The following is an 18,000-nucleotide window of genomic DNA, read 5'->3' as shown; positions in this document are numbered from 1 at the left end:
TTACTGTTCAGTGAACTGCTGATAGCGCCCCTGGTAATCAAAATAGCTTTCGACATGCTGCCAGCTATGTTTCTGTTTTTGTAATAATATCAGCTGCGGCGGCCGAAACCGCTCAGCCAAAGCCACCAGTTGCGCGGCTGTTTTAATGGTGGGTAAAGGTGTCCCGGGCGCTTTGCTGTGCGGTTTAATAAACAAGGCGAAAAGCGCACGGCGTTGAGCCGGGTTTTGTAACTTAAACCAACGATAAAACGGGTTACCTTCGATATCGTAATAACTTACCTTTAAATCGCCGTTATCATCGGATAGCTGCATGTTATGGCAGCGAAAAAGGTGATGATGCTGCTGGTTTAACACTTCGCGTAATCGTTTATCGGGATCAACTAACACCGACTCACATTGCTGACAGCTGCGTGCGGCGATGTCATTCTCGGCGCCACACTCTGGGCAATTGCGGCTCCGATAACGATACTGACATTGTTGAGCCGTATCCTCGATTAAGCCCTGACAACGCCTGCCGTAATGCTCAATAATGTCGCCATCTTGGTCGGTTAACCCCCAGAAAATATTAGCAAAGCCACATTCAGGGCAGAGTACTTGCACCGGTACCGAGCTACTGTTTGGTTTTGCTTGCCCCACTTCAGGGCTAAATAAATCATAACCATTTGCGGCATAATCAATAATTAAACATTCTGTTTTGCCTGCGGCGATGCGTAAACCTCGGCCCACCATTTGTTGAAATAAACTGACAGAGGCGGTTGGGCGTAAAATAGCTATTAAATCAACATGGGGGGCGTCAAAGCCCGTTGTTAATACCGCCACATTTACCAGAAACTTGATTTGTCGATTTTTAAAGGCATCAATCAATTGATCGCGTTCAACTATGGGTGTTTCCGCGGTCAGGATGGCAGCGCTTTGCTGACTGAGTAACTGCATAATTTCGTTGGCATGTTTTACCGTAGCCGCAAAAACAATGATGCCTTGGCGTTGCGTCGCCAAAGTGATTAATTGTTGCATGATCAGTGCGGTTGCCCGACCACTTTTTCCTAAGATAGAGTTCACTTCTGTTTCAGTGTAATCGCCTTCAGCTTTGGGTTTTAGCGAGCTAAAATCGTATTGTGCACTTAAGCCATCATATAAACGTGGCGTTGTTAGGTAACCTTGTTTAATTAAGGGCCTTAGCGGCAAGTCAAAAATACAATATTCAAACGTGGGGTTAAGTGTATTCCCGACCCGGCCATGATAATGTTGCCGATAGATCCAGCCACTGCCCAACCGAAATGGGGTTGCGGTAAGTCCCAACAACTTTATCTCGGGATTGTGTTGTTTCAGTTGGCTTAATAGTTGTTGGTATTGGCTGTCGGTGCTCAGGCTAACGCGATGGCACTCATCAATAATCACTAATGAAAAAGCGCTGGCAAAGGCATCTAAATTACGTACGGCAGACTGTACACTAGCAACCACCGTTTTCGCGCTAGCATCTTTTTGTTGCAGGCCTGCTGCATAAATACTGGCTTTTGCGGTTAAAACGGCCACTTTTTCTGCATTTTGTGCTACCAATTCTTTAACATGCGTTAAAATAAGAACACGTCCTTTGGCACGACGAGCTAGCTCGGCAATCACAATGCTTTTACCTGCCCCAGTTGGTAATACTAATACCGCTGAGGCCGAACGTTGTTGGAAATGGCTAATAGCGGCATTAACGGCCTGTTGTTGGTAATCTCTGAGTTGCACTGTAGGTTCGTTGCTAAGCTAAATTGTCGATAGGTTAGCATAGCCATGGCCATTCGTAGCAAGTTTCCGCCAGATTAGTACAGTAGTAGGAGCCTTATCATGGCAAAACATACGGCCTTTTCCTTACGTATAGAGCAGCGAGTCTTGTGGGTAACCGCCAACGGTTTTTGGACTAAAGCGATCGCGCAACAGTACGTTCGTGAAATGCGTTCATTAGTTTTACCAATTAGCGCAAAACCTTGGGCAGTAGTATTGGATATTCGGCAGTGGGAAATATCTCCAGCCGAAGTGTTTTCGTTACTAAATGAAAACACGGTTTGGTGCTTTGACAATAATCTAAAGCATGTCGAAACTATTGGCGCTGATAATACAATGGTGATGTGGCAGTTTGCCAAGGCGACACAAGCAGTAAAGCCCGCCGATGTTGTAAGTACATTAAAAGATGATGAACTCGCAGCCCGGCAGTCATTGCGAGCTGCCGGGTATCTGTTTTAATATTTAACCGCGTGGCAAATGGATCTTTTTTTCTTGCGACTGGCGGAATAAAACCAAGATTTTGCCGATAACCTGAACTTTTTCAGCGTTGGTTTCTCTGACTATCGCGTCCATAATCAACACTTTTTGTTCTCTATCTTCGCCTGGCACTTTAATTTTAATTAATTCATGAAAGTTTAAAGCGTTATCAATTTCAGCAACCACACCCTCTGTTAAACCGTTACCGCCTAGTAAAATAACGGGTTTTAAATCATGGGCTTTGGTTTTTAAAAATTGTTTTTGTTTATTGGTTAAACTCATAAGGTTAGAATGTCCGTAGAAAAGCTTGAATTATGCCTATTGTAGCGCCATCTACAGCATAAGACTATTTAAGAGTAGTAACATGACTAAGAAAAAACGCTCAGCCAGTTCATCGCGTTGGCTAAAAGAGCATTTTGATGATCAATTTGTACAAAAAGCGCAAAAACTGGGCTTACGTTCGCGTGCTGCGTTTAAATTAGAAGAGATCCAGCAACAAGACAAATTGGTTAAACCGGGTATGACAGTGGTAGATTTAGGCTCAGCCCCTGGTAGTTGGTCTCAGTTTGTGGTGGGATTAGTGGGTAAAGAGGGTACGGTCATTGCCTGTGATATTTTACCCATGGATCCATTGGCCGGGGTCGCTTTTTTACAGGGTGATTTTCGAGAGGAAGCTGTTTTAGAGGCATTACTGAGCCGGATCGGTGGTAAAACCGTAGATGTGGTATTATCTGATATGGCACCGAACATGAGTGGCAATGACACTACCGATCAAGCCCGTTCTGTTTATTTAGTTGAGTTGGCATTAGACATGTGCCAAAAAGTTTTGAAGCAAAATGGCAGTTTTGTAGTCAAAGTGTTTCAGGGAGAGGGTTTTGAGCAATTCCTGAAAGATGTACGCGCCGCCTTTAGTAATGTGAAAATTCGTAAGCCTGATTCGTCGCGTGCCCGTTCACGCGAGACATATATCGTGGCCACCGGCTTTAAACTTTAGTAAAGTAGTCCGGTATTAATGATTTTTAGAGTAAAGATGAGGTTATAACCTTGAGTGACATGGCAAAAAATCTGATTGTCTGGTTAGTAATCGCTGTTGTACTGATGTCAGTATTCAATAGCTTTGGGCCGAGTGAAAACACCGACCGCCAGACTAGCTACACCCAGTTTGTAAAAGAAGTTAATCAGGGGCTGATCCGCGAAGTGAAGATTGAGCGTTCAGGCGTGATTACGGGCGTTAAGCGCAGCGGTGAGCGTTTTGAAACCGTGTTGCCAGTGAATGACCCTGACCTGATCAAAGACCTTTATAACAACGACGTTCGGGTACTGGGTGCGAAACCCGAAGAAAGTAGCTGGTTAGCTACCATCTTTATCTCTTGGTTCCCAATGCTGTTGTTAATCGGTGTCTGGATTTTCTTTATGCGTCAGATGCAAGGCGGCGGTGGCAAAGGCGCCATGTCGTTTGGCAAAAGCAAAGCGCGCTTAATGGGTGAAGACCAAATTAAGACTACGTTTGCTGATGTTGCTGGCTGTGACGAAGCAAAGGAAGAAGTTTCAGAGTTGGTTGAATATCTACGCGACCCTTCACGTTTCCAGAAGCTCGGCGGTAAGATCCCTAAGGGGATTTTAATGGTGGGCCCACCAGGTACAGGTAAAACGCTGTTAGCAAAAGCGATTGCTGGCGAAGCGAAAGTGCCTTTCTTTACTATTTCTGGTTCTGATTTTGTTGAAATGTTCGTGGGTGTCGGTGCTTCTCGGGTACGGGATATGTTCGACCAAGCCAAAAAAGCCGCACCTTGCATTATCTTCATCGATGAGATTGATGCCGTAGGCCGTCAGCGTGGTGCCGGTTTAGGTGGTGGTCACGATGAACGTGAACAAACGCTTAACCAAATGCTGGTCGAAATGGATGGTTTTGATGGCAACGAAGGCGTGATTATTATTGCTGCAACGAACCGTCCCGATGTGCTTGATGCAGCGTTACTGCGTCCAGGCCGTTTCGATCGTCAAGTTGTGGTCGGTTTACCCGATGTGCGCGGTCGTGAGCAAATTTTAAAAGTACACATGCGTAAAGTACCGATGGCAGATGATGTGAAAGCCAGTGTTATTGCACGAGGTACACCAGGTTTTTCAGGTGCTGACTTGGCAAACTTGGTCAACGAAGCAGCGTTATTTGCCGCTCGAGGTAATCGCCGAGTTGTTAGCATGGAAGAGTTTGAACGTGCTAAAGACAAGATTATGATGGGTGCAGAACGCCGTTCTATGGTGATGACGGATGCCGAGAAAGAAATGACGGCATACCATGAAGCAGGCCATGCTATTATTGGTTGTTTAGTTCCTGAGCATGATCCTGTGCACAAAGTGACGATTATTCCGCGTGGCCGTGCCTTGGGTGTGACCTTCTTTTTACCAGAGCAAGATGCCATTAGCGTTAGCCGTCGTAAGCTAGAAAGTAAAATTTCCGTTGCTTATGGTGGGCGTTTAGCAGAAGAAGTGATTTACGGTTTAGATGCGGTGTCGACCGGTGCTTCGCAAGATATTAAATACGCGACCTCGATTGCTCGTAACATGGTGACACAATGGGGTTTCTCTGAGAAGTTAGGGCCGTTGTTATATGCTGAAGAAGAAGGTGAAGTATTCTTAGGCCGTAGCATGGGCAAATCGAACAATATGTCAGATGAGACCGCCTCGATTATCGATTCTGAAATCAAAGCCATTATCGATCGTAACTATAATCGGGCAAAACAGCTGCTAGATGAAAACATGGACATTTTACATGCCATGAAAGATGCGCTGATGTTGTATGAAACCATTGATGCACGTCAGATTAAAGAGTTGATGGAGCGTAAAGCAGTTAGCCAGCCTGAAAACTGGGAACCGCGTGATAAGGACAGTAAAGGCGGCGATGATGATAAGTCAGCGCCATCTGCTGCGCCTACCGCAACGGATAAACCCTCTGAAGGCAACGTGCACTAAGTCACTTACATGCCTTATCAAAGCAGTTATAATAACAACCCCGGCTTGTCCGGGGTTTTGTTTTTAGCGGAGTAAGCCACATGCAGTTACAGTTACCTCGGCAACGTTCTCTTAGTTTAGATCGACCACAAATCATGGGAATATTAAATATTACCCCTGATTCATTTTCAGATGGTGGTAAACACCAAGTTCTGGATCAAGCCTTATTTAGTGCAGAGCAAATGTTGCGTGACGGCGCAACCATTCTCGATGTCGGTGGTGAGTCCACACGACCTGGTGCTGCAGCCGTTTGCTTAACTGAAGAATTAGCGCGAGTTATCCCCGTAATCAGCGCTTTACGCCAACGTTTTGATTGTGCCATTTCGATTGATACCAGTAAAGCTGAGGTGATGTCAGCGGCCGTTCAGGCTGGCGCCGATATGATTAATGATGTCTGTGCTTTGCAAGCTCCTGCGGCGCTAGAAACTGCCGCTGCGTTGCAAGTTCCCGTTTGCATTATGCATATGCAAGGGGCGCCTCGTACCATGCAACATGATCCACAATATCAGCAACTGGTACCTGAAGTACTGGCGTTTTTATTGGCCAGAGCAGAGGCATGTCAGCAAGCAGGCATTCCTGCGAGTCAAATTGTGCTCGATCCTGGTTTTGGTTTTGGTAAAACCTTAGCGCATAATTATCAGTTGTTAGCCGCATTAGATCAATTTGTGGCAAGCGGTTATGCGGTGCTTGCCGGTATGTCACGTAAAAGTATGATTGGCCAGTTACTAGCGTTACCAACGTCAGAAAGGCTTGCTGGCAGTCTTGCATGTGCTAGCTTAGCGGCTTATGCTGGCGCACAAATTATTCGTGTGCATGATGTTAAAGAAAGTGTGCAAGCAGTACGCGTTGCTGCTGCGGCCCGTTATGGAGTTAAATAATGACAAGAAAATATTTTGGAACTGATGGTGTACGCGGTCGCGTTGGTGAATTTCCTATTACCCCTGAATTTGCCATGAAATTGGGTTGGGCCGCGGGTCGAGTATTATCTCAGCGCGGTACACGCAAAGTATTGATCGGTAAAGATACGCGTATTTCAGGTTATTTATTAGAAACGGCATTAGAAGCAGGCTTAATTGCCGCCGGTATTGATGTGCGCTTATTGGGCCCAATGCCTACACCTGCCGTCGCCTATTTAACGCGTACTTTCCGAGCCGAAGCCGGTATTGTGATTAGTGCTTCACATAATCCTTATTATGATAATGGCATTAAGTTTTTCTCCGCTGATGGTATGAAACTGGCGGATGAGATTGAATTGGCGATTGAGCACGAGCTTGAACAACCAATGATTTGTGAATCGTCAGAAAAGCTCGGTAAAGCAGAGCGTATCAATGATGCGGCGGGTCGTTATATTGAATTCTGTAAAAGTCACCTTAATAACAACTTGTCGCTCAGTGGTTTAAAAATCGTCATCGATTGTGCTCATGGAGCAACTTACCATATTGCACCTGCGGTTTTTAAAGAACTGGGTGCTGAAGTTATCGCGATCGGCTGTAAGCCAGATGGTTTAAATATTAATGAAAAGTGCGGCGCAACACATACTGAGTTGTTACGCGCAACCGTGTTAGAAAAACAAGCTGATCTGGGTATTGCCTATGATGGCGATGGTGATCGCGTGATGATGGTCGATCAACATGGCCGCGTACTAGATGGTGACGAGATTGTTTATATCATTGCACGTGCTGCCAAAGAAGCCGGTACTTTAAAAGGTGGCGTTGTTGGCACCTTAATGAGCAATATGGGTTTAGAATTAGCTTTAGCTGAATTGGATATCCCGTTTGCGCGCAGTGCCGTAGGTGATCGTTACGTTATGGAATTACTCCGAGAAAAGAACTGGCGCATTGGCGGTGAAAATTCTGGCCATGTGTTAAATCTTGATTACACCTGCACCGGAGATGGCATTATTGCCTCATTACAAGTCCTCACTGCTATGCTCTCTAGCGGCAAAAGCTTGGCGCAATTAATGAGCGATATGCGTAAGTTACCGCAGGTACTGGTCAACGTGAAATTTGCTAAAGGTTCTACGCCATTAGATAAAGTTAACGTAAAAGAATGTATTGCTGCAGTAGAGCGCGATCTGGCAGGAAAGGGCCGCGTGCTGATCCGTAAATCAGGTACCGAGCCATTGATCCGAGTGATGGTTGAAGGTGAAGATGCCGACACCGTTCGTCAATATGCTGAAAAAATTGCTGATGCAGTAAAAATTGCTAGTTAGGATGAGTTAATAAATAGACAATTAGCCGCGCTGCCGCGGCTAAAGCTTGTTCTAAAGCAGAAGCTTAGTTACTATCAACAGGTGTAAGCTAAGGATACTGCCTAATGTCACGTAAAAAGCTTGTTGCCGCCAATTGGAAAATGAATGGCTCATCAGCGCTGGTCAATATGATCAGCACAACATTGCAATCAATAGCACCGCAAGTGGATATTTTAATCTGCCCTCCCGCTACGTTGTTAAGCGCTTTTCCAACAGCGCATGCTTTTCAGCTGGGCGGTCAAGATATCAGTGCGCATGTAGCGGGTGCCTATACCGGCCAAATAAGTGCTGAATTGTTGTTAGCGGCTGGCGCTCGTTATGCACTAGTAGGGCACTCTGAACGTCGTGAATATCAATTTGAAACTGATCAGCTAATTGCTGCAAAAGTAGCCACTGCAGTCGCTGCAGGCTTAACACCCCTTTTATGTATTGGCGAAACGTTAGCAGAACGGCAGCAAGAAAAAACCGAGCAGGTTATTGCGAAACAGTTAGCGGCAGTGTATGCTTCGCACCCCGAATTGCTGCAGAAATCGGTGCTAGCATATGAACCGATTTGGGCGATAGGTACTGGTGAGTCAGCAACACCGGAGCAGGCACAACAGATACATGCCTTTATCCGTGCTGAGTTAGCTAAGTATGATGCCGACGCGGCGCAACAGGTAAAAATTTTATATGGTGGCAGTGTTAATGCAGAAAATTGTGCTGCATTATTTACTCAACCAGACATAGACGGTGCTTTAGTTGGCGGTGCTAGCTTAAAACCCGAAGAATTTGCGCAAATTTGCCTTAGTGCAAAGGAATAAGCATGTACGATTTATTTGTAATTTGTTATTTGTTAGTTTCGTTAGCCCTTATTTTATTAGTGTTAATTCAACACGGTAAAGGCGCTAGCATGGGCGCAGCATTTGGTGCTGGTGCTTCTGGTACAGTATTTGGTTCAAGCGGTACGGGTAATTTCTTAACGAAAACCACTACCTTTTTGGCAATTTTATTTTTTATGTTGAGCTTAGTATTAGGTAACTTAACCGCTAAGCAAAGCAAGCCAGATGATGGCTCAGATTTTTTCCAATCTGTTCCGGTAACAACCGAACAGGCTCCTGCCAAGAAAGATGACGTTAACGACATCCCGGTAGGTAATTAAGTTTTATACGCCGAGGTGGTGAAATTGGTAGACACGCTATCTTGAGGGGGTAGTGTCTTCGGACGTGCGGGTTCAAGTCCCGCTCTCGGCACCAAATTAACGTAAGCAGTAGCTTGCGCTATCAGTACAGGCACTATATAATGTGCACCAGTTACGGACGCGGGATGGAGCAGCCTGGTAGCTCGTCGGGCTCATAACCCGAAGGTCGTCGGTTCAAATCCGGCTCCCGCAACCAACTTTCAGTTTAAACTTATTACTAACAGTTGATGCAACAATTCTTAACTCAACAGGTTAGGCGCACTGGTACAAGTTTAATAAGTCTTTGAAAGAGGTGTCGTAACAGCGGTCGTAGATGTTGATACAACTCCCGCCCCATTAAATATTCATTGCGCATTGGCGATATGCATAATGATTGGATGTGAATTCGCCCCGCTTGTTCGGGGCTTTTTCGTATCTGGAGTTAGTGTTTATGCAGTAATGGGCGCTTTGCCCATTTTTTATTTGTGTTTCGGAGGTTTTTTTTGGCTAAACAAGAACAGCAACTAACAGAGCTGCTGACGCCGACTGTGGAGACAGCCGGTTATCAATTGTGGGGTATCGAACTGGTGCGAGCCGGTCGTCATACTACACTGAGAGTGTTTATCGATAAAGCAGATGGCATTACAGTCGAAGACTGTGCCCTGATCAGTCGAGAAATCAGCGCTTTGCTGGATGTTGAGGATCCAATCCCAACAGAGTATACCCTTGAAGTATCTTCACCAGGCTTGGATCGGCCGTTGTTCACCGAAGCACAATTCACCCAATATGTTGGCCATAAACTTGAGGTTAAATTAACGATACCTCAAGATAGTCGACGTAAATTCAAAGGGTTACTAACAAGCTTCGATGGCGACATGTTAGTAATAGAAGTGGATGGCAAACCCTATAGTTTGCTTTTCGATAATATTGATAAAGCAAACGTGGTACCGGTTTTTTAAGCGTCCCGGGTTAGCGTCAAAGCGAGGCATATAATGGCAAAAGAGATATTATTAGTTGTTGATGCGGTTTCAAATGAAAAATCAGTGCCACGGGAAAAGATTTTCCAAGCACTGGAGTTTGCATTAGCCGCCGCCACTAAAAAGAAAAATGAAGGCGATATTGAAGTTCGGGTTAGCATCGATCGCAAAACCGGTAGTTATGATACTTTCCGCCGTTGGGAAGTGATCGCAGATGATGCCGTCATGGAACACCCATACCGTGAAATGACTTTATCAGCAGCACAGTATGACGAGCCAAACGTTAAGTTAGGTGATTTTGTTGAAGAGCAAATCGACTCTGTCGAATTTGACCGTATCACCACGCAAATGGCGAAACAAGTTATCGTACAAAAAGTACGTGAAGCTGAACGTTCACAAGTTGTTGAAGCGTATATTGACCAAGTGGGTGAGTTAGTCACCGGCGTGGTTAAAAAAGTGAATCGTGAAAGTATTATCGTCGATTTAGGTAACAACGCTGAAGCTATGTTACCACGCGAAGAAATGTTACCGCGTGAAACCTATCGCCCAGGTGACCGTATTCGTACATTATTATTTGATGTAAAACCAGAAGCTCGTGGTGCACAGCTGTTTTTAAGCCGTGCCAAGCCAGAAATGTTGTTAGAGTTGTTCCGCATTGAAGTGCCAGAAATTGGCGAAGAAATGATTGAACTTCGCGGAGCAGCGCGCGATCCAGGTTCACGTGCCAAGATTGCGGTTAAAAGCAATGACCGTCGCATTGATCCTGTAGGTGCTTGTGTTGGTATGCGTGGTTCACGTGTTCAAGCCGTATCAAACGAGCTAGGTGGTGAGCGGGTTGATATCGTGTTGTATGACGATAACGATGCTCAATTTGTAATTAACGCTATGGCGCCGGCTGAAGTTGCTTCTATCATTGTTGATGAAGATGCCCACTCTATGGATATCGCTGTTGAAGAGTCAAATCTGGCGATGGCGATTGGTCGCAATGGTCAAAACGTGCGTTTAGCAAGCCAATTAACAGGTTGGGAACTGAACGTTATGTCAGTTGCTGCCATGAAAGCAAAGCATCAAGAAGAAACGGCTAAAGTTCGTCAGGTATTTATGGACGCACTTGAAATCGATGAAGACTTTGCTGATGTGCTGGTTGACGAAGGTTTCTCTACGCTAGAAGAAGTAGCTTACGTGCCTATTAGCGAATTGTTGTCAATCGATGGTTTAGATGAAGAAACGGTTGAGTTACTGCGTAACCGCGCCAAAGATATTCTGACCACACGCGCACTGGCCAGTGAAGAATCACTGGAAGATGCCAAGCCAACAGAACAATTGTTGGCCTTAGAATGTTTAGATACGCATACCGCTTATGTTATCGCCAGCAAAGGGGTGACCACCCTTGATGATTTGGCTGAACTGGGTGTGGATGATTTATTAGAATTAGTTGAAATGACAGAAGATAAAGCTGCAGAGTTAATAATGGCTGCTCGTAATATTGTCTGGTTTAATGAAAGTAACTGAGTAGTCAACGGAGGTAACAACACAAATGGCAGAAGTCACCATAGAAAAGCTGGCCAGTGATGTCGGTACAACTGTTGATCGGTTAGTCCAACAATTTGCTGATGCAGGTATTACCAAGGCCAAAGGCCAATCGGTAACTGAAGAAGAGAAAAAACAATTACTAGAGCACTTGAGCAAAGCCCATGGCGGAAAAGCGCCAGAGCCAGCTAAGTTAACGCTGAAACGCAAAGAAAAGAGCACCTTGAGTGTAGCTGGCGGCGCAGGCCGTAACCGTGAGATCCAGGTTGAAGTGCGTAAGCAAAAAACCTTTATCAAAAAACCGGTAGTTGATGCTGAAACATTGAAAGCGCAAGAAGAAGCGCGTTTAGCTGAAGAAAAAGCCATTGCTGAAGCCAACCGTGCTCGTCAAGAAGCGGAACAAAAAGCCCGTGAAATAGAAATGGCTAAAGCGAAAGAAGAAGCGGAACGCAAAGCCGCTGAAGCAAAAAAACGCGAAGAAGCCAAGCAAGCACAATTATTAAAAGACGATCCGGAAGAAGCGGCTCGTCGTGCAGCGAAAGAAGAAGCGCGCAAAGAAGCTGAACATATTCGTCAGCAACAAGAAGCTGAATCACTGCGTAAGCTAGAAGAAGAAGCCAAGAAGCAAGCTGAAGCCGCACGTAAATTAGCCGAAGAAAACAGCGAGCGTTGGGCGCAGGAAGAAAAGGCTAAATCGACTGAAAAAGACGATTATCACTTAACCAGTAATGAATTTGCCAAGCAAGCTGAAGACGAAGTGGACGCCAAAGAAGAGCGTGCCGGTCGTCGTGGTGTGGGTAAAAAAGCCCCACCAGCTAAAGGTAAAAAGAAAGACGATGGTAACGATAAAGAAGCCTTTAATCGTGCTAATCGCCACACCAAGAAAAAGAAAACGCCTACGAGTATGCAGCATGGCTTTAATAAGCCGGCACAACCTGTTGAGCGTGATGTGAAAATTGGTGAGACCATTACGGTTGCTGAACTGGCCTCTAAAATGGCCGTTAAAGCTTCAGAAGTGATCAAGACGATGATGAAGATGGGCGCTATGGCGACTATCAACCAAGTTATCGACCAAGAAACTGCTGCGATCGTTTGTGAAGAGATGGGTCATAAGTTTACCCTGACTAAAGAAAACGAGTTAGAAGAAGCGGTCATGTCTGATCGTGAAGGTCAGGGCGAATTAGAATCACGAGCGCCGGTTGTGACTGTTATGGGTCACGTTGACCATGGTAAAACTTCACTACTGGACTACATCCGTAAAGCGAAAGTGGCCGCAGGCGAAGCCGGTGGTATTACTCAGCATATCGGTGCTTATCACGTAGAAACTGAACGTGGCATGGTGACTTTCCTGGATACACCCGGCCACGCGGCCTTTACTTCAATGCGGGCTCGTGGTGCGAAAGCAACCGATATCGTTATTTTAGTTGTTGCGGCGGACGATGGCGTAATGCCACAAACTCGCGAAGCTATCCAACATGCTAAAGCCGGTAACGTGCCTTTAGTGGTTGCGGTGAACAAGATTGATAAGCCTTCAGCGGATCCAGATCGGGTACGTAATGAATTATCACAGTTCGATGTTATTTCAGAAGATTGGGGTGGCGATACACAGTTCGTTCCAGTATCTGCGAAAACAGGTGAAGGTATTGATGATCTGTTAGAAGCGATCTTGAACCAAGCCGAATTGCTTGAACTAAAAGCCGTACATAAAGGTTTAGGTCGTGGTGTGGTTATTGAATCACGCTTAGACAAAGGCCGTGGTCCTGTGGCGTCTATCCTGGTTCAGGAAGGCACCTTAAAGCAAGGCGATGTGGTGCTGTGTGGTTTTGAATATGGCCGTGTGCGGGCAATGCGTGACGAAAACGGTAAAGAAATCAAAACTGCTGGGCCGTCAATTCCTGTTGAGATCTTAGGTTTATCTGGCGTACCGGAAGCCGGTGACGAAGTCACCGTGGTGAAAGACGAGCGTAAAGCCCGTGAAGTGGCCTTGTATCGTCAAGGCAAATTCCGCGATGTAAAACTGGCTCGTCAGCAGAAATCTAAACTGGAAAACATGTTTGCTAACATGACTGAAGGTGACGTTTCTGAACTGAATATCGTTCTGAAAGGTGACGTACAAGGTTCGGTGCAAGCGATCACTGAATCCTTGATGAAGTTGTCTACAGACGAAGTGAAGGTTCGGATTGTTGGCTCAGGCGTCGGTGGTATTACTGAAACTGACGTGACCTTGGCTGCTGCATCATCAGCAATCGTTATTGGTTTCAACGTACGTGCCGATGGTACTGCGCGCAAACTGGTTGAAGAAGAAGGCCTAGATTTACGTTATTACAGCATCATTTATGAACTGTTAGACGAAGTCAAAGCGGCGATGACGGGTATGTTAGCACCAGAGTTTAAACAGCAAATCATTGGTTTAGCACAGGTTCGTGACGTATTCCGTTCGCCGAAGTTTGGCGCTGTTGCAGGCTGTATGGTTACCGAAGGCTTAATCAAGCGAAATGCTCCAATCCGCGTACTGCGTGATAACGTGGTCATTTTCGAAGGTGAGCTAGAATCACTACGTCGCTTTAAAGACGACGTGAATGAAGTTAGAAATGGCTTTGAATGTGGTATCGGTGTGAAGAACTACAACGACGTGCGCGAAGGCGACCAGATCGAAGTGTTCGAGACTATTCAAGTCGAACGTACTCTATAATAGATGACGTGACACGTTAATACAGGGGCACGTGTTGCCCCTGTTGTGTTTATGCCAATATGACTCAGTAGCAAAAATGCTGAGCAGGGCAACAAGGAAATAAGGTATGGCCAAAGAATTTTCCCGGGTAGACCGGCTTTCACAGCAAGTGAAAAAAGAAATGGCGGTGATCCTGCAACGTGAGATTAAAGATCCGCGCTTGCACAGCATGATCACCGTTTCTGATGTTGAAGTGTCTCGCGATTTATCGCATGCCAAGGTATTTGTCACCTTTTTAGGTATGGATAACGAGAAAGTCGAAGACAACTTAAAGATTTTGAATGATGCCGCCGGTTATGTGCGCAGTTTAATTGGTAAACGTATTGAGACGCGCATCGTGCCACACATTCGTTTTGCTTTTGATCAGTCGCTAAACGAAGGTATCCGGATGGCCACCTTGGTGGCATCGGTACGGCAAGAAGATCAACGTAAACGCCAAGAAATCGGTCACAACGACGATGAGCCAGCGGAAGAGCAGCGTAAAGGCGGCGAGGAAGCGTAATGCGGGCGCGGAAAAACGCTCGGCAAGTGCATGGTATCTTGTTGTTAGACAAGCCTTTAGAAGTGAGCAGTAATGGTATTTTGCAGCGAGTACGCTGGTTATATCAAGCGGCTAAAGCCGGTCATACTGGCGCCTTAGATCCGATGGCGTCTGGCTTACTGCCCATTTGTTTTGGTGAAGCCACTAAGTTTAGTCAGTTTTTACTGGATACCGATAAAACTTATCAAGTGACTGCCCTGTTTGGTGTTCGTACTAGCACTAGCGATGCTGAAGGGGAAGTGGTCAGTGAAAAGCCGGTACAGTTTACTGACAGCGATCTCGAACAGGCTATGCAAGCGTTGCGAGGTGATATTTTACAAGTGCCGACCATGTTTTCAGCGCTTAAATACCAAGGCCAACCCTTATACAAATATGCACGCCAAGGTATTGAAGTTCCGCGCGCGGCACGGCCTATCAGTATTTTTCGTTTCGAGTTAGTCCAGCGTACAGCTGATCGTGCCGATTTTATTGTGCATTGCTCTAAAGGGACTTACATTCGCACGTTAATTGATGATTTAGGTGAAGCTTTGGGCTGTGGTGCGCATGTGGCTGCGTTACATCGGATCCAAGTAGGTCCTTTTACGGCAGCGCAAATGCTCGCGCCAAGCGCACTGGAACCACTCAACACCGCTGCTGATTGGGCCGCGCTGGACAACTTATTATTGCCGATGGACGCGGGTTTGGTTGCTATGCCAGCGTTGACCTTGGATGCTCAGCAAGAGCACGCACTTATGCATGGCCAAACCTGTCAGCTAAGCCATGCCGATATTGACAGTATAAAACTGTATAATCAGGCGGCACAGTTTATTGGCATTGGCACGATTGAGAGCGGAGAGCTTCGTAGTCGTCGTTTAGTCAATTTATCGTTACTGAGCGCTTAACTTACCTTGTAAAGCTCATCAAGGGCGGGTAAAATGCGCAACAGTATTGCTGCCGCTGGATGAGTGATCGGCGGTGAGCGTATCTTAGTTCACTCACATTTGGAGACATACCATGTCATTAAGCGCTGCCGTTAAGGCACAAATCGTTGCTGATTACGCTGTTAAAGCCGGCGATACTGGTTCACCAGAAGTACAGGTTGCCCTGTTAACTGCGTCAATCACTCACCTGCAAGGTCACTTTGCTGAGCACAAACACGATTTCCACTCTCGTCGTGGTTTGTTACGTATGGTTAGCCAGCGTCGTAAACTTTTAGATTACTTAAAAGGCAAAGACCAGGAGCGTTATGCTACTCTGATCGGCCGTTTAGGCTTACGTCGTTAATTATTAACGCTGTAATAAAAAGAGGCTTTTTAGCCTCTTTTTTTATGCCTTTTAAAATAAGTTAGTCCAAGTGTTGAACTATCTTTTGTAACAGGTTACAGAGTATACTGTGTAGGTAAAAAACACAGAGAAAAACATCGCAATTCGGCGATTAAGATTAAGGAAATACACACGTGACTCCCATCGTAAAATCATTTCAGTTTGGCCAACATACTTTCACTTTAGAAACCGGCGTAATCGCCCGTCAGGCAGATGCCGCAGTACTGGCCAGCCTGGGAGATACTTCTGTTTTAGTAACTGTCGTTGGTAAGAAAGAACCTAAACCTGGTCAGGATTTCTTTCCTTTAACCGTAAACTACCAGGAAAAAATGTATGCAGCTGGCCGTATACCGGGTGGCTTTTTCAAACGTGAAGGTCGGCCAAGTGAAGGCGAAACTTTAACCAGTCGTTTAATCGACCGTCCGATCCGTCCCTTGTTCCCAGAAGGCTTCACTAACGAAGTGCAAGTTATCGCCACGGTTGTGTCGGTACAGCCTGAAATTCAACCGGATATCGTAGCGTTAATTGGTACTTCTGCTGCGTTAGCTTTATCAGGTATTCCATTTGCAGGCCCAATCGGTGCTGCCCGTGTTGGTTATATCAATAATCAATATGTGTTAAACCCATCTGAAGAAGAGCTAAAAAGCTCGAAATTAGATTTGGTTGTTGCCGGTACGCACAACGCAGTATTAATGGTTGAATCTGAAGCGGGCATCCTGTCAGAAGACGTGATGTTAGGCGCAGTCATGTATGGTCATGGGCAATTTCAAACTGCCATTACTGCCATCAATGAATTAGCGGCTGAAGCGGCAAAAACACCTTGGAACTGGCAAGCTCCAGCGAAAAACTTACCGTTGATCGCTAAAGTTGCTGAACTGGCAACGGCTGATCTGGGTGAAGCTTACCAAATTACAGAAAAAGCCAAACGTTACGAGCGTATAGCTGAAATTAAGAATGCCTTACTAGCGAAGTTAACAGAAGAGTTAGCGGAAGGCGAAGAGCTGAATAAAAACGAATTTGGCGATATCTTCCACGACTTGGAAAGTAAAGTAGTGCGCAGCCGTATCACTAAAGGCGAGCCGCGTATCGATGGCCGTGATCCAGAGATGATCCGTGGTTTAAGCGTAATGACGGGTGTCTTACCACGTACGCACGGTTCTTCTTTATTTACTCGCGGTGAAACGCAAGCGTTAGTCACCTGTACCTTAGGTACTGCGCGCGATGCGCAAAACATCGACGACTTGTTAAGTGCGAAAACTGATACCTTTATGTTGCACTACAACTTCCCGCCGTACTGTGTGGGTGAAACCGGTATGGTTGGTTCACCGAAGCGTCGTGAAATCGGTCATGGCCGTTTAGCGAAACGCGGTGTGTTAGCCGTAATGCCTGACTTCGAAGACTTCCCGTACACGGTACGCATCGTGTCTGAAATCACTGAATCAAACGGCTCAAGCTCCATGGCTTCAGTTTGTGGTTCATCATTAGCCTTAATGGATGCAGGTGTACCTATCAAAGCGTCTGTAGCCGGTATCGCGATGGGCTTGGTAAAAGAAGGCGACGATTTCGTAGTCTTATCTGACATCTTAGGTGATGAAGATCACTTAGGTGACATGGACTTTAAAGTGGCCGGTACTACTGAAGGTATTACTGCTCTGCAAATGGACATCAAAATCGACGGTATTACCAAAGAGATCATGCAAACGGCGTTAAAACAGGCTAAAGCTGCGCGTTTACATATCCTGAACGTAATGGATCAAGCCATTAGTGGTCACCGTGAAGAGATGTCTGAATATGCACCACGTATTTACACCATGAAGATTAATCCGGAGAAAATCCGTGAAGTTATCGGTAAAGGTGGCGCAGTTATTCGTCAAATCACTGAAGAGTCAGGTACAACGATTGAGCTGGAAGACGACGGTAGCATCAAAATTGCTGCAACCACGGCTAAAGCGGCGCAAATCGCTATCGACAAAATCAATGCGATTACTGCTGAGATCGAAGTGGGTACCATTTACCAAGGTGAAGTGGTGCGTATCGTTGATTTCGGTGCTTTCGTTAACGTGTTACCTGGTAAAGATGGCTTAGTGCACATTTCACAAATCTCGGATGAGCGCGTGCAAAATGTGGCTGACCACTTACAAGTAGGCCAGAAAGTTGACGTTAAAGTGTTAGAAGTTGACAAGCAAGGTCGCGTACGTTTAAGCATCAAAGAAGCGGCGGCTAAGCCTGCTGCTGAAGCGCCAACAGAAGCTTAAC

At 45.8% G+C, this 18,000-nt stretch carries 16 protein-coding genes and 2 tRNA genes; 16 read left to right on the top strand and 2 right to left on the bottom strand.

Features of this window, described 5'->3' with window-relative positions:
• A complete protein-coding gene (locus tag ACUJFL_RS14520) occupies positions 1 to 1,731 on the bottom strand; it encodes a DEAD/DEAH box helicase family protein (RefSeq protein ID WP_445425343.1) in 1,731 nt (576 codons plus the stop codon).
• Positions 1,732 to 1,830: 99 nt separating this feature from the next.
• Here ACUJFL_RS14520 and ACUJFL_RS14515 point away from each other — a divergent pair, with 99 nt between their 5' ends.
• On the top strand, positions 1,831 to 2,226 hold the full coding sequence (locus ACUJFL_RS14515) for a hypothetical protein (RefSeq protein ID WP_445427861.1): 396 nt from the start codon (positions 1,831 to 1,833) through the stop codon (positions 2,224 to 2,226).
• A gap of 3 nt (positions 2,227 to 2,229) precedes the next feature.
• Here ACUJFL_RS14515 and yhbY read toward each other — a convergent pair whose 3' ends face one another.
• Positions 2,230 to 2,526, bottom strand: coding sequence for a ribosome assembly RNA-binding protein YhbY (yhbY, locus tag ACUJFL_RS14510; protein WP_226751207.1), 297 nt, complete (start codon positions 2,524 to 2,526; stop codon positions 2,230 to 2,232).
• 82 nt (positions 2,527 to 2,608) lie between these two features.
• On the opposite strand from yhbY, the gene rlmE reads away from it, so the two are divergent.
• The 15 genes from rlmE (at position 2,609) to pnp (ending at position 17,999) form a co-directional block, all read left to right on the top strand.
• Positions 2,609 to 3,238: a 23S rRNA (uridine(2552)-2'-O)-methyltransferase RlmE gene (rlmE, locus tag ACUJFL_RS14505; protein ID WP_226751208.1), complete on the top strand. Its 630-nt coding sequence runs from the start codon at positions 2,609 to 2,611 to the stop codon at positions 3,236 to 3,238.
• 59 nt (positions 3,239 to 3,297) lie between these two features.
• Positions 3,298 to 5,214 (top strand): ATP-dependent zinc metalloprotease FtsH, encoded by a 1,917-nt coding sequence (gene ftsH, locus ACUJFL_RS14500; protein ID WP_445425341.1) that lies wholly within the window; start codon positions 3,298 to 3,300, stop codon positions 5,212 to 5,214.
• An 80-nt stretch (positions 5,215 to 5,294) separates the two neighbouring features.
• Complete coding sequence (gene folP / locus ACUJFL_RS14495; RefSeq protein ID WP_445427860.1) at positions 5,295 to 6,131, top strand: dihydropteroate synthase; 837 nt, start codon at positions 5,295 to 5,297, stop codon at positions 6,129 to 6,131.
• Positions 6,128 to 7,465 (top strand): phosphoglucosamine mutase, encoded by a 1,338-nt coding sequence (gene glmM / locus ACUJFL_RS14490; protein WP_445429096.1) that lies wholly within the window; start codon positions 6,128 to 6,130, stop codon positions 7,463 to 7,465. The genes folP and glmM overlap by 4 nt, the downstream gene beginning before the upstream one ends.
• 104 nt (positions 7,466 to 7,569) lie before the next feature.
• Positions 7,570 to 8,307 carry a triose-phosphate isomerase gene (tpiA, locus tag ACUJFL_RS14485; protein WP_226751211.1) on the top strand — a complete coding sequence of 246 codons (738 nt, stop codon included), beginning with the start codon at positions 7,570 to 7,572 and terminating at the stop codon, positions 8,305 to 8,307.
• A gap of 2 nt (positions 8,308 to 8,309) precedes the next feature.
• Positions 8,310 to 8,645, top strand: coding sequence for a preprotein translocase subunit SecG (secG, locus tag ACUJFL_RS14480; protein WP_229586337.1), 336 nt, complete (start codon positions 8,310 to 8,312; stop codon positions 8,643 to 8,645).
• Between the two features lie 9 nt (positions 8,646 to 8,654).
• Positions 8,655 to 8,739: transfer RNA gene (locus ACUJFL_RS14475), tRNA-Leu, on the top strand.
• Between the two features lie 64 nt (positions 8,740 to 8,803).
• Positions 8,804 to 8,880: transfer RNA gene (locus tag ACUJFL_RS14470), tRNA-Met, on the top strand.
• A 286-nt stretch (positions 8,881 to 9,166) separates the two neighbouring features.
• Positions 9,167 to 9,622, top strand: coding sequence for a ribosome maturation factor RimP (gene rimP, locus ACUJFL_RS14465; protein ID WP_445427859.1), 456 nt, complete (start codon positions 9,167 to 9,169; stop codon positions 9,620 to 9,622).
• A gap of 33 nt (positions 9,623 to 9,655) precedes the next feature.
• Entirely contained in the window at positions 9,656 to 11,152 is a 1,497-nt protein-coding gene (nusA, locus tag ACUJFL_RS14460) for a transcription termination factor NusA (RefSeq protein WP_445427858.1), read from the top strand.
• 25 nt (positions 11,153 to 11,177) lie between these two features.
• Positions 11,178 to 13,862 carry a translation initiation factor IF-2 gene (infB, locus tag ACUJFL_RS14455; RefSeq protein WP_226751215.1) on the top strand — a complete coding sequence of 895 codons (2,685 nt, stop codon included), beginning with the start codon at positions 11,178 to 11,180 and terminating at the stop codon, positions 13,860 to 13,862.
• Positions 13,863 to 13,968: 106 nt separating this feature from the next.
• Positions 13,969 to 14,403, top strand: coding sequence for a 30S ribosome-binding factor RbfA (gene rbfA / locus ACUJFL_RS14450; RefSeq protein ID WP_226751216.1), 435 nt, complete (start codon positions 13,969 to 13,971; stop codon positions 14,401 to 14,403).
• Positions 14,403 to 15,323 carry a tRNA pseudouridine(55) synthase TruB gene (gene truB / locus ACUJFL_RS14445; protein WP_445427857.1) on the top strand — a complete coding sequence of 307 codons (921 nt, stop codon included), beginning with the start codon at positions 14,403 to 14,405 and terminating at the stop codon, positions 15,321 to 15,323. Before rbfA ends, truB begins: the two co-directional genes overlap by 1 nt.
• Before the next feature lie 112 nt (positions 15,324 to 15,435).
• Positions 15,436 to 15,705 carry a 30S ribosomal protein S15 gene (gene rpsO, locus ACUJFL_RS14440; protein ID WP_226751218.1) on the top strand — a complete coding sequence of 90 codons (270 nt, stop codon included), beginning with the start codon at positions 15,436 to 15,438 and terminating at the stop codon, positions 15,703 to 15,705.
• 173 nt (positions 15,706 to 15,878) lie between these two features.
• Positions 15,879 to 17,999, top strand: coding sequence for a polyribonucleotide nucleotidyltransferase (gene pnp / locus ACUJFL_RS14435; RefSeq protein WP_445427856.1), 2,121 nt, complete (start codon positions 15,879 to 15,881; stop codon positions 17,997 to 17,999).
• The last annotated feature ends 1 nt before the right edge of the window (position 18,000 follow it).

It is taken from the genome of Alishewanella sp. HL-SH05, assembly GCF_052655985.1.
Note: the sequence above shows the minus strand (reverse complement) of the source record. Positions and strands in the feature narration are given on the sequence as shown.

Bases quoted from the DNA above. Each gene is read 5' to 3' on its own strand.
- ACUJFL_RS14515 (WP_445427861.1), top strand. From the start codon at position 1,831: ATGGCAAAACATACGGCCTTTTCCTTACGTATAGAGCAGCGAGTCTTG.
- yhbY (WP_226751207.1), bottom strand. From the start codon at position 2,526: ATGAGTTTAACCAATAAACAAAAACAATTTTTAAAAACCAAAGCCCAT.
- rlmE (WP_226751208.1), top strand. From the start codon at position 2,609: ATGACTAAGAAAAAACGCTCAGCCAGTTCATCGCGTTGGCTAAAAGAG.
- ftsH (WP_445425341.1), top strand. From the start codon at position 3,298: ATGGCAAAAAATCTGATTGTCTGGTTAGTAATCGCTGTTGTACTGATG.
- folP (WP_445427860.1), top strand. From the start codon at position 5,295: ATGCAGTTACAGTTACCTCGGCAACGTTCTCTTAGTTTAGATCGACCA.
- tpiA (WP_226751211.1), top strand. From the start codon at position 7,570: ATGTCACGTAAAAAGCTTGTTGCCGCCAATTGGAAAATGAATGGCTCA.
- secG (WP_229586337.1), top strand. From the start codon at position 8,310: ATGTACGATTTATTTGTAATTTGTTATTTGTTAGTTTCGTTAGCCCTT.
- nusA (WP_445427858.1), top strand. From the start codon at position 9,656: ATGGCAAAAGAGATATTATTAGTTGTTGATGCGGTTTCAAATGAAAAA.
- infB (WP_226751215.1), top strand. From the start codon at position 11,178: ATGGCAGAAGTCACCATAGAAAAGCTGGCCAGTGATGTCGGTACAACT.
- rbfA (WP_226751216.1), top strand. From the start codon at position 13,969: ATGGCCAAAGAATTTTCCCGGGTAGACCGGCTTTCACAGCAAGTGAAA.
- truB (WP_445427857.1), top strand. From the start codon at position 14,403: ATGCGGGCGCGGAAAAACGCTCGGCAAGTGCATGGTATCTTGTTGTTA.
- rpsO (WP_226751218.1), top strand. From the start codon at position 15,436: ATGTCATTAAGCGCTGCCGTTAAGGCACAAATCGTTGCTGATTACGCT.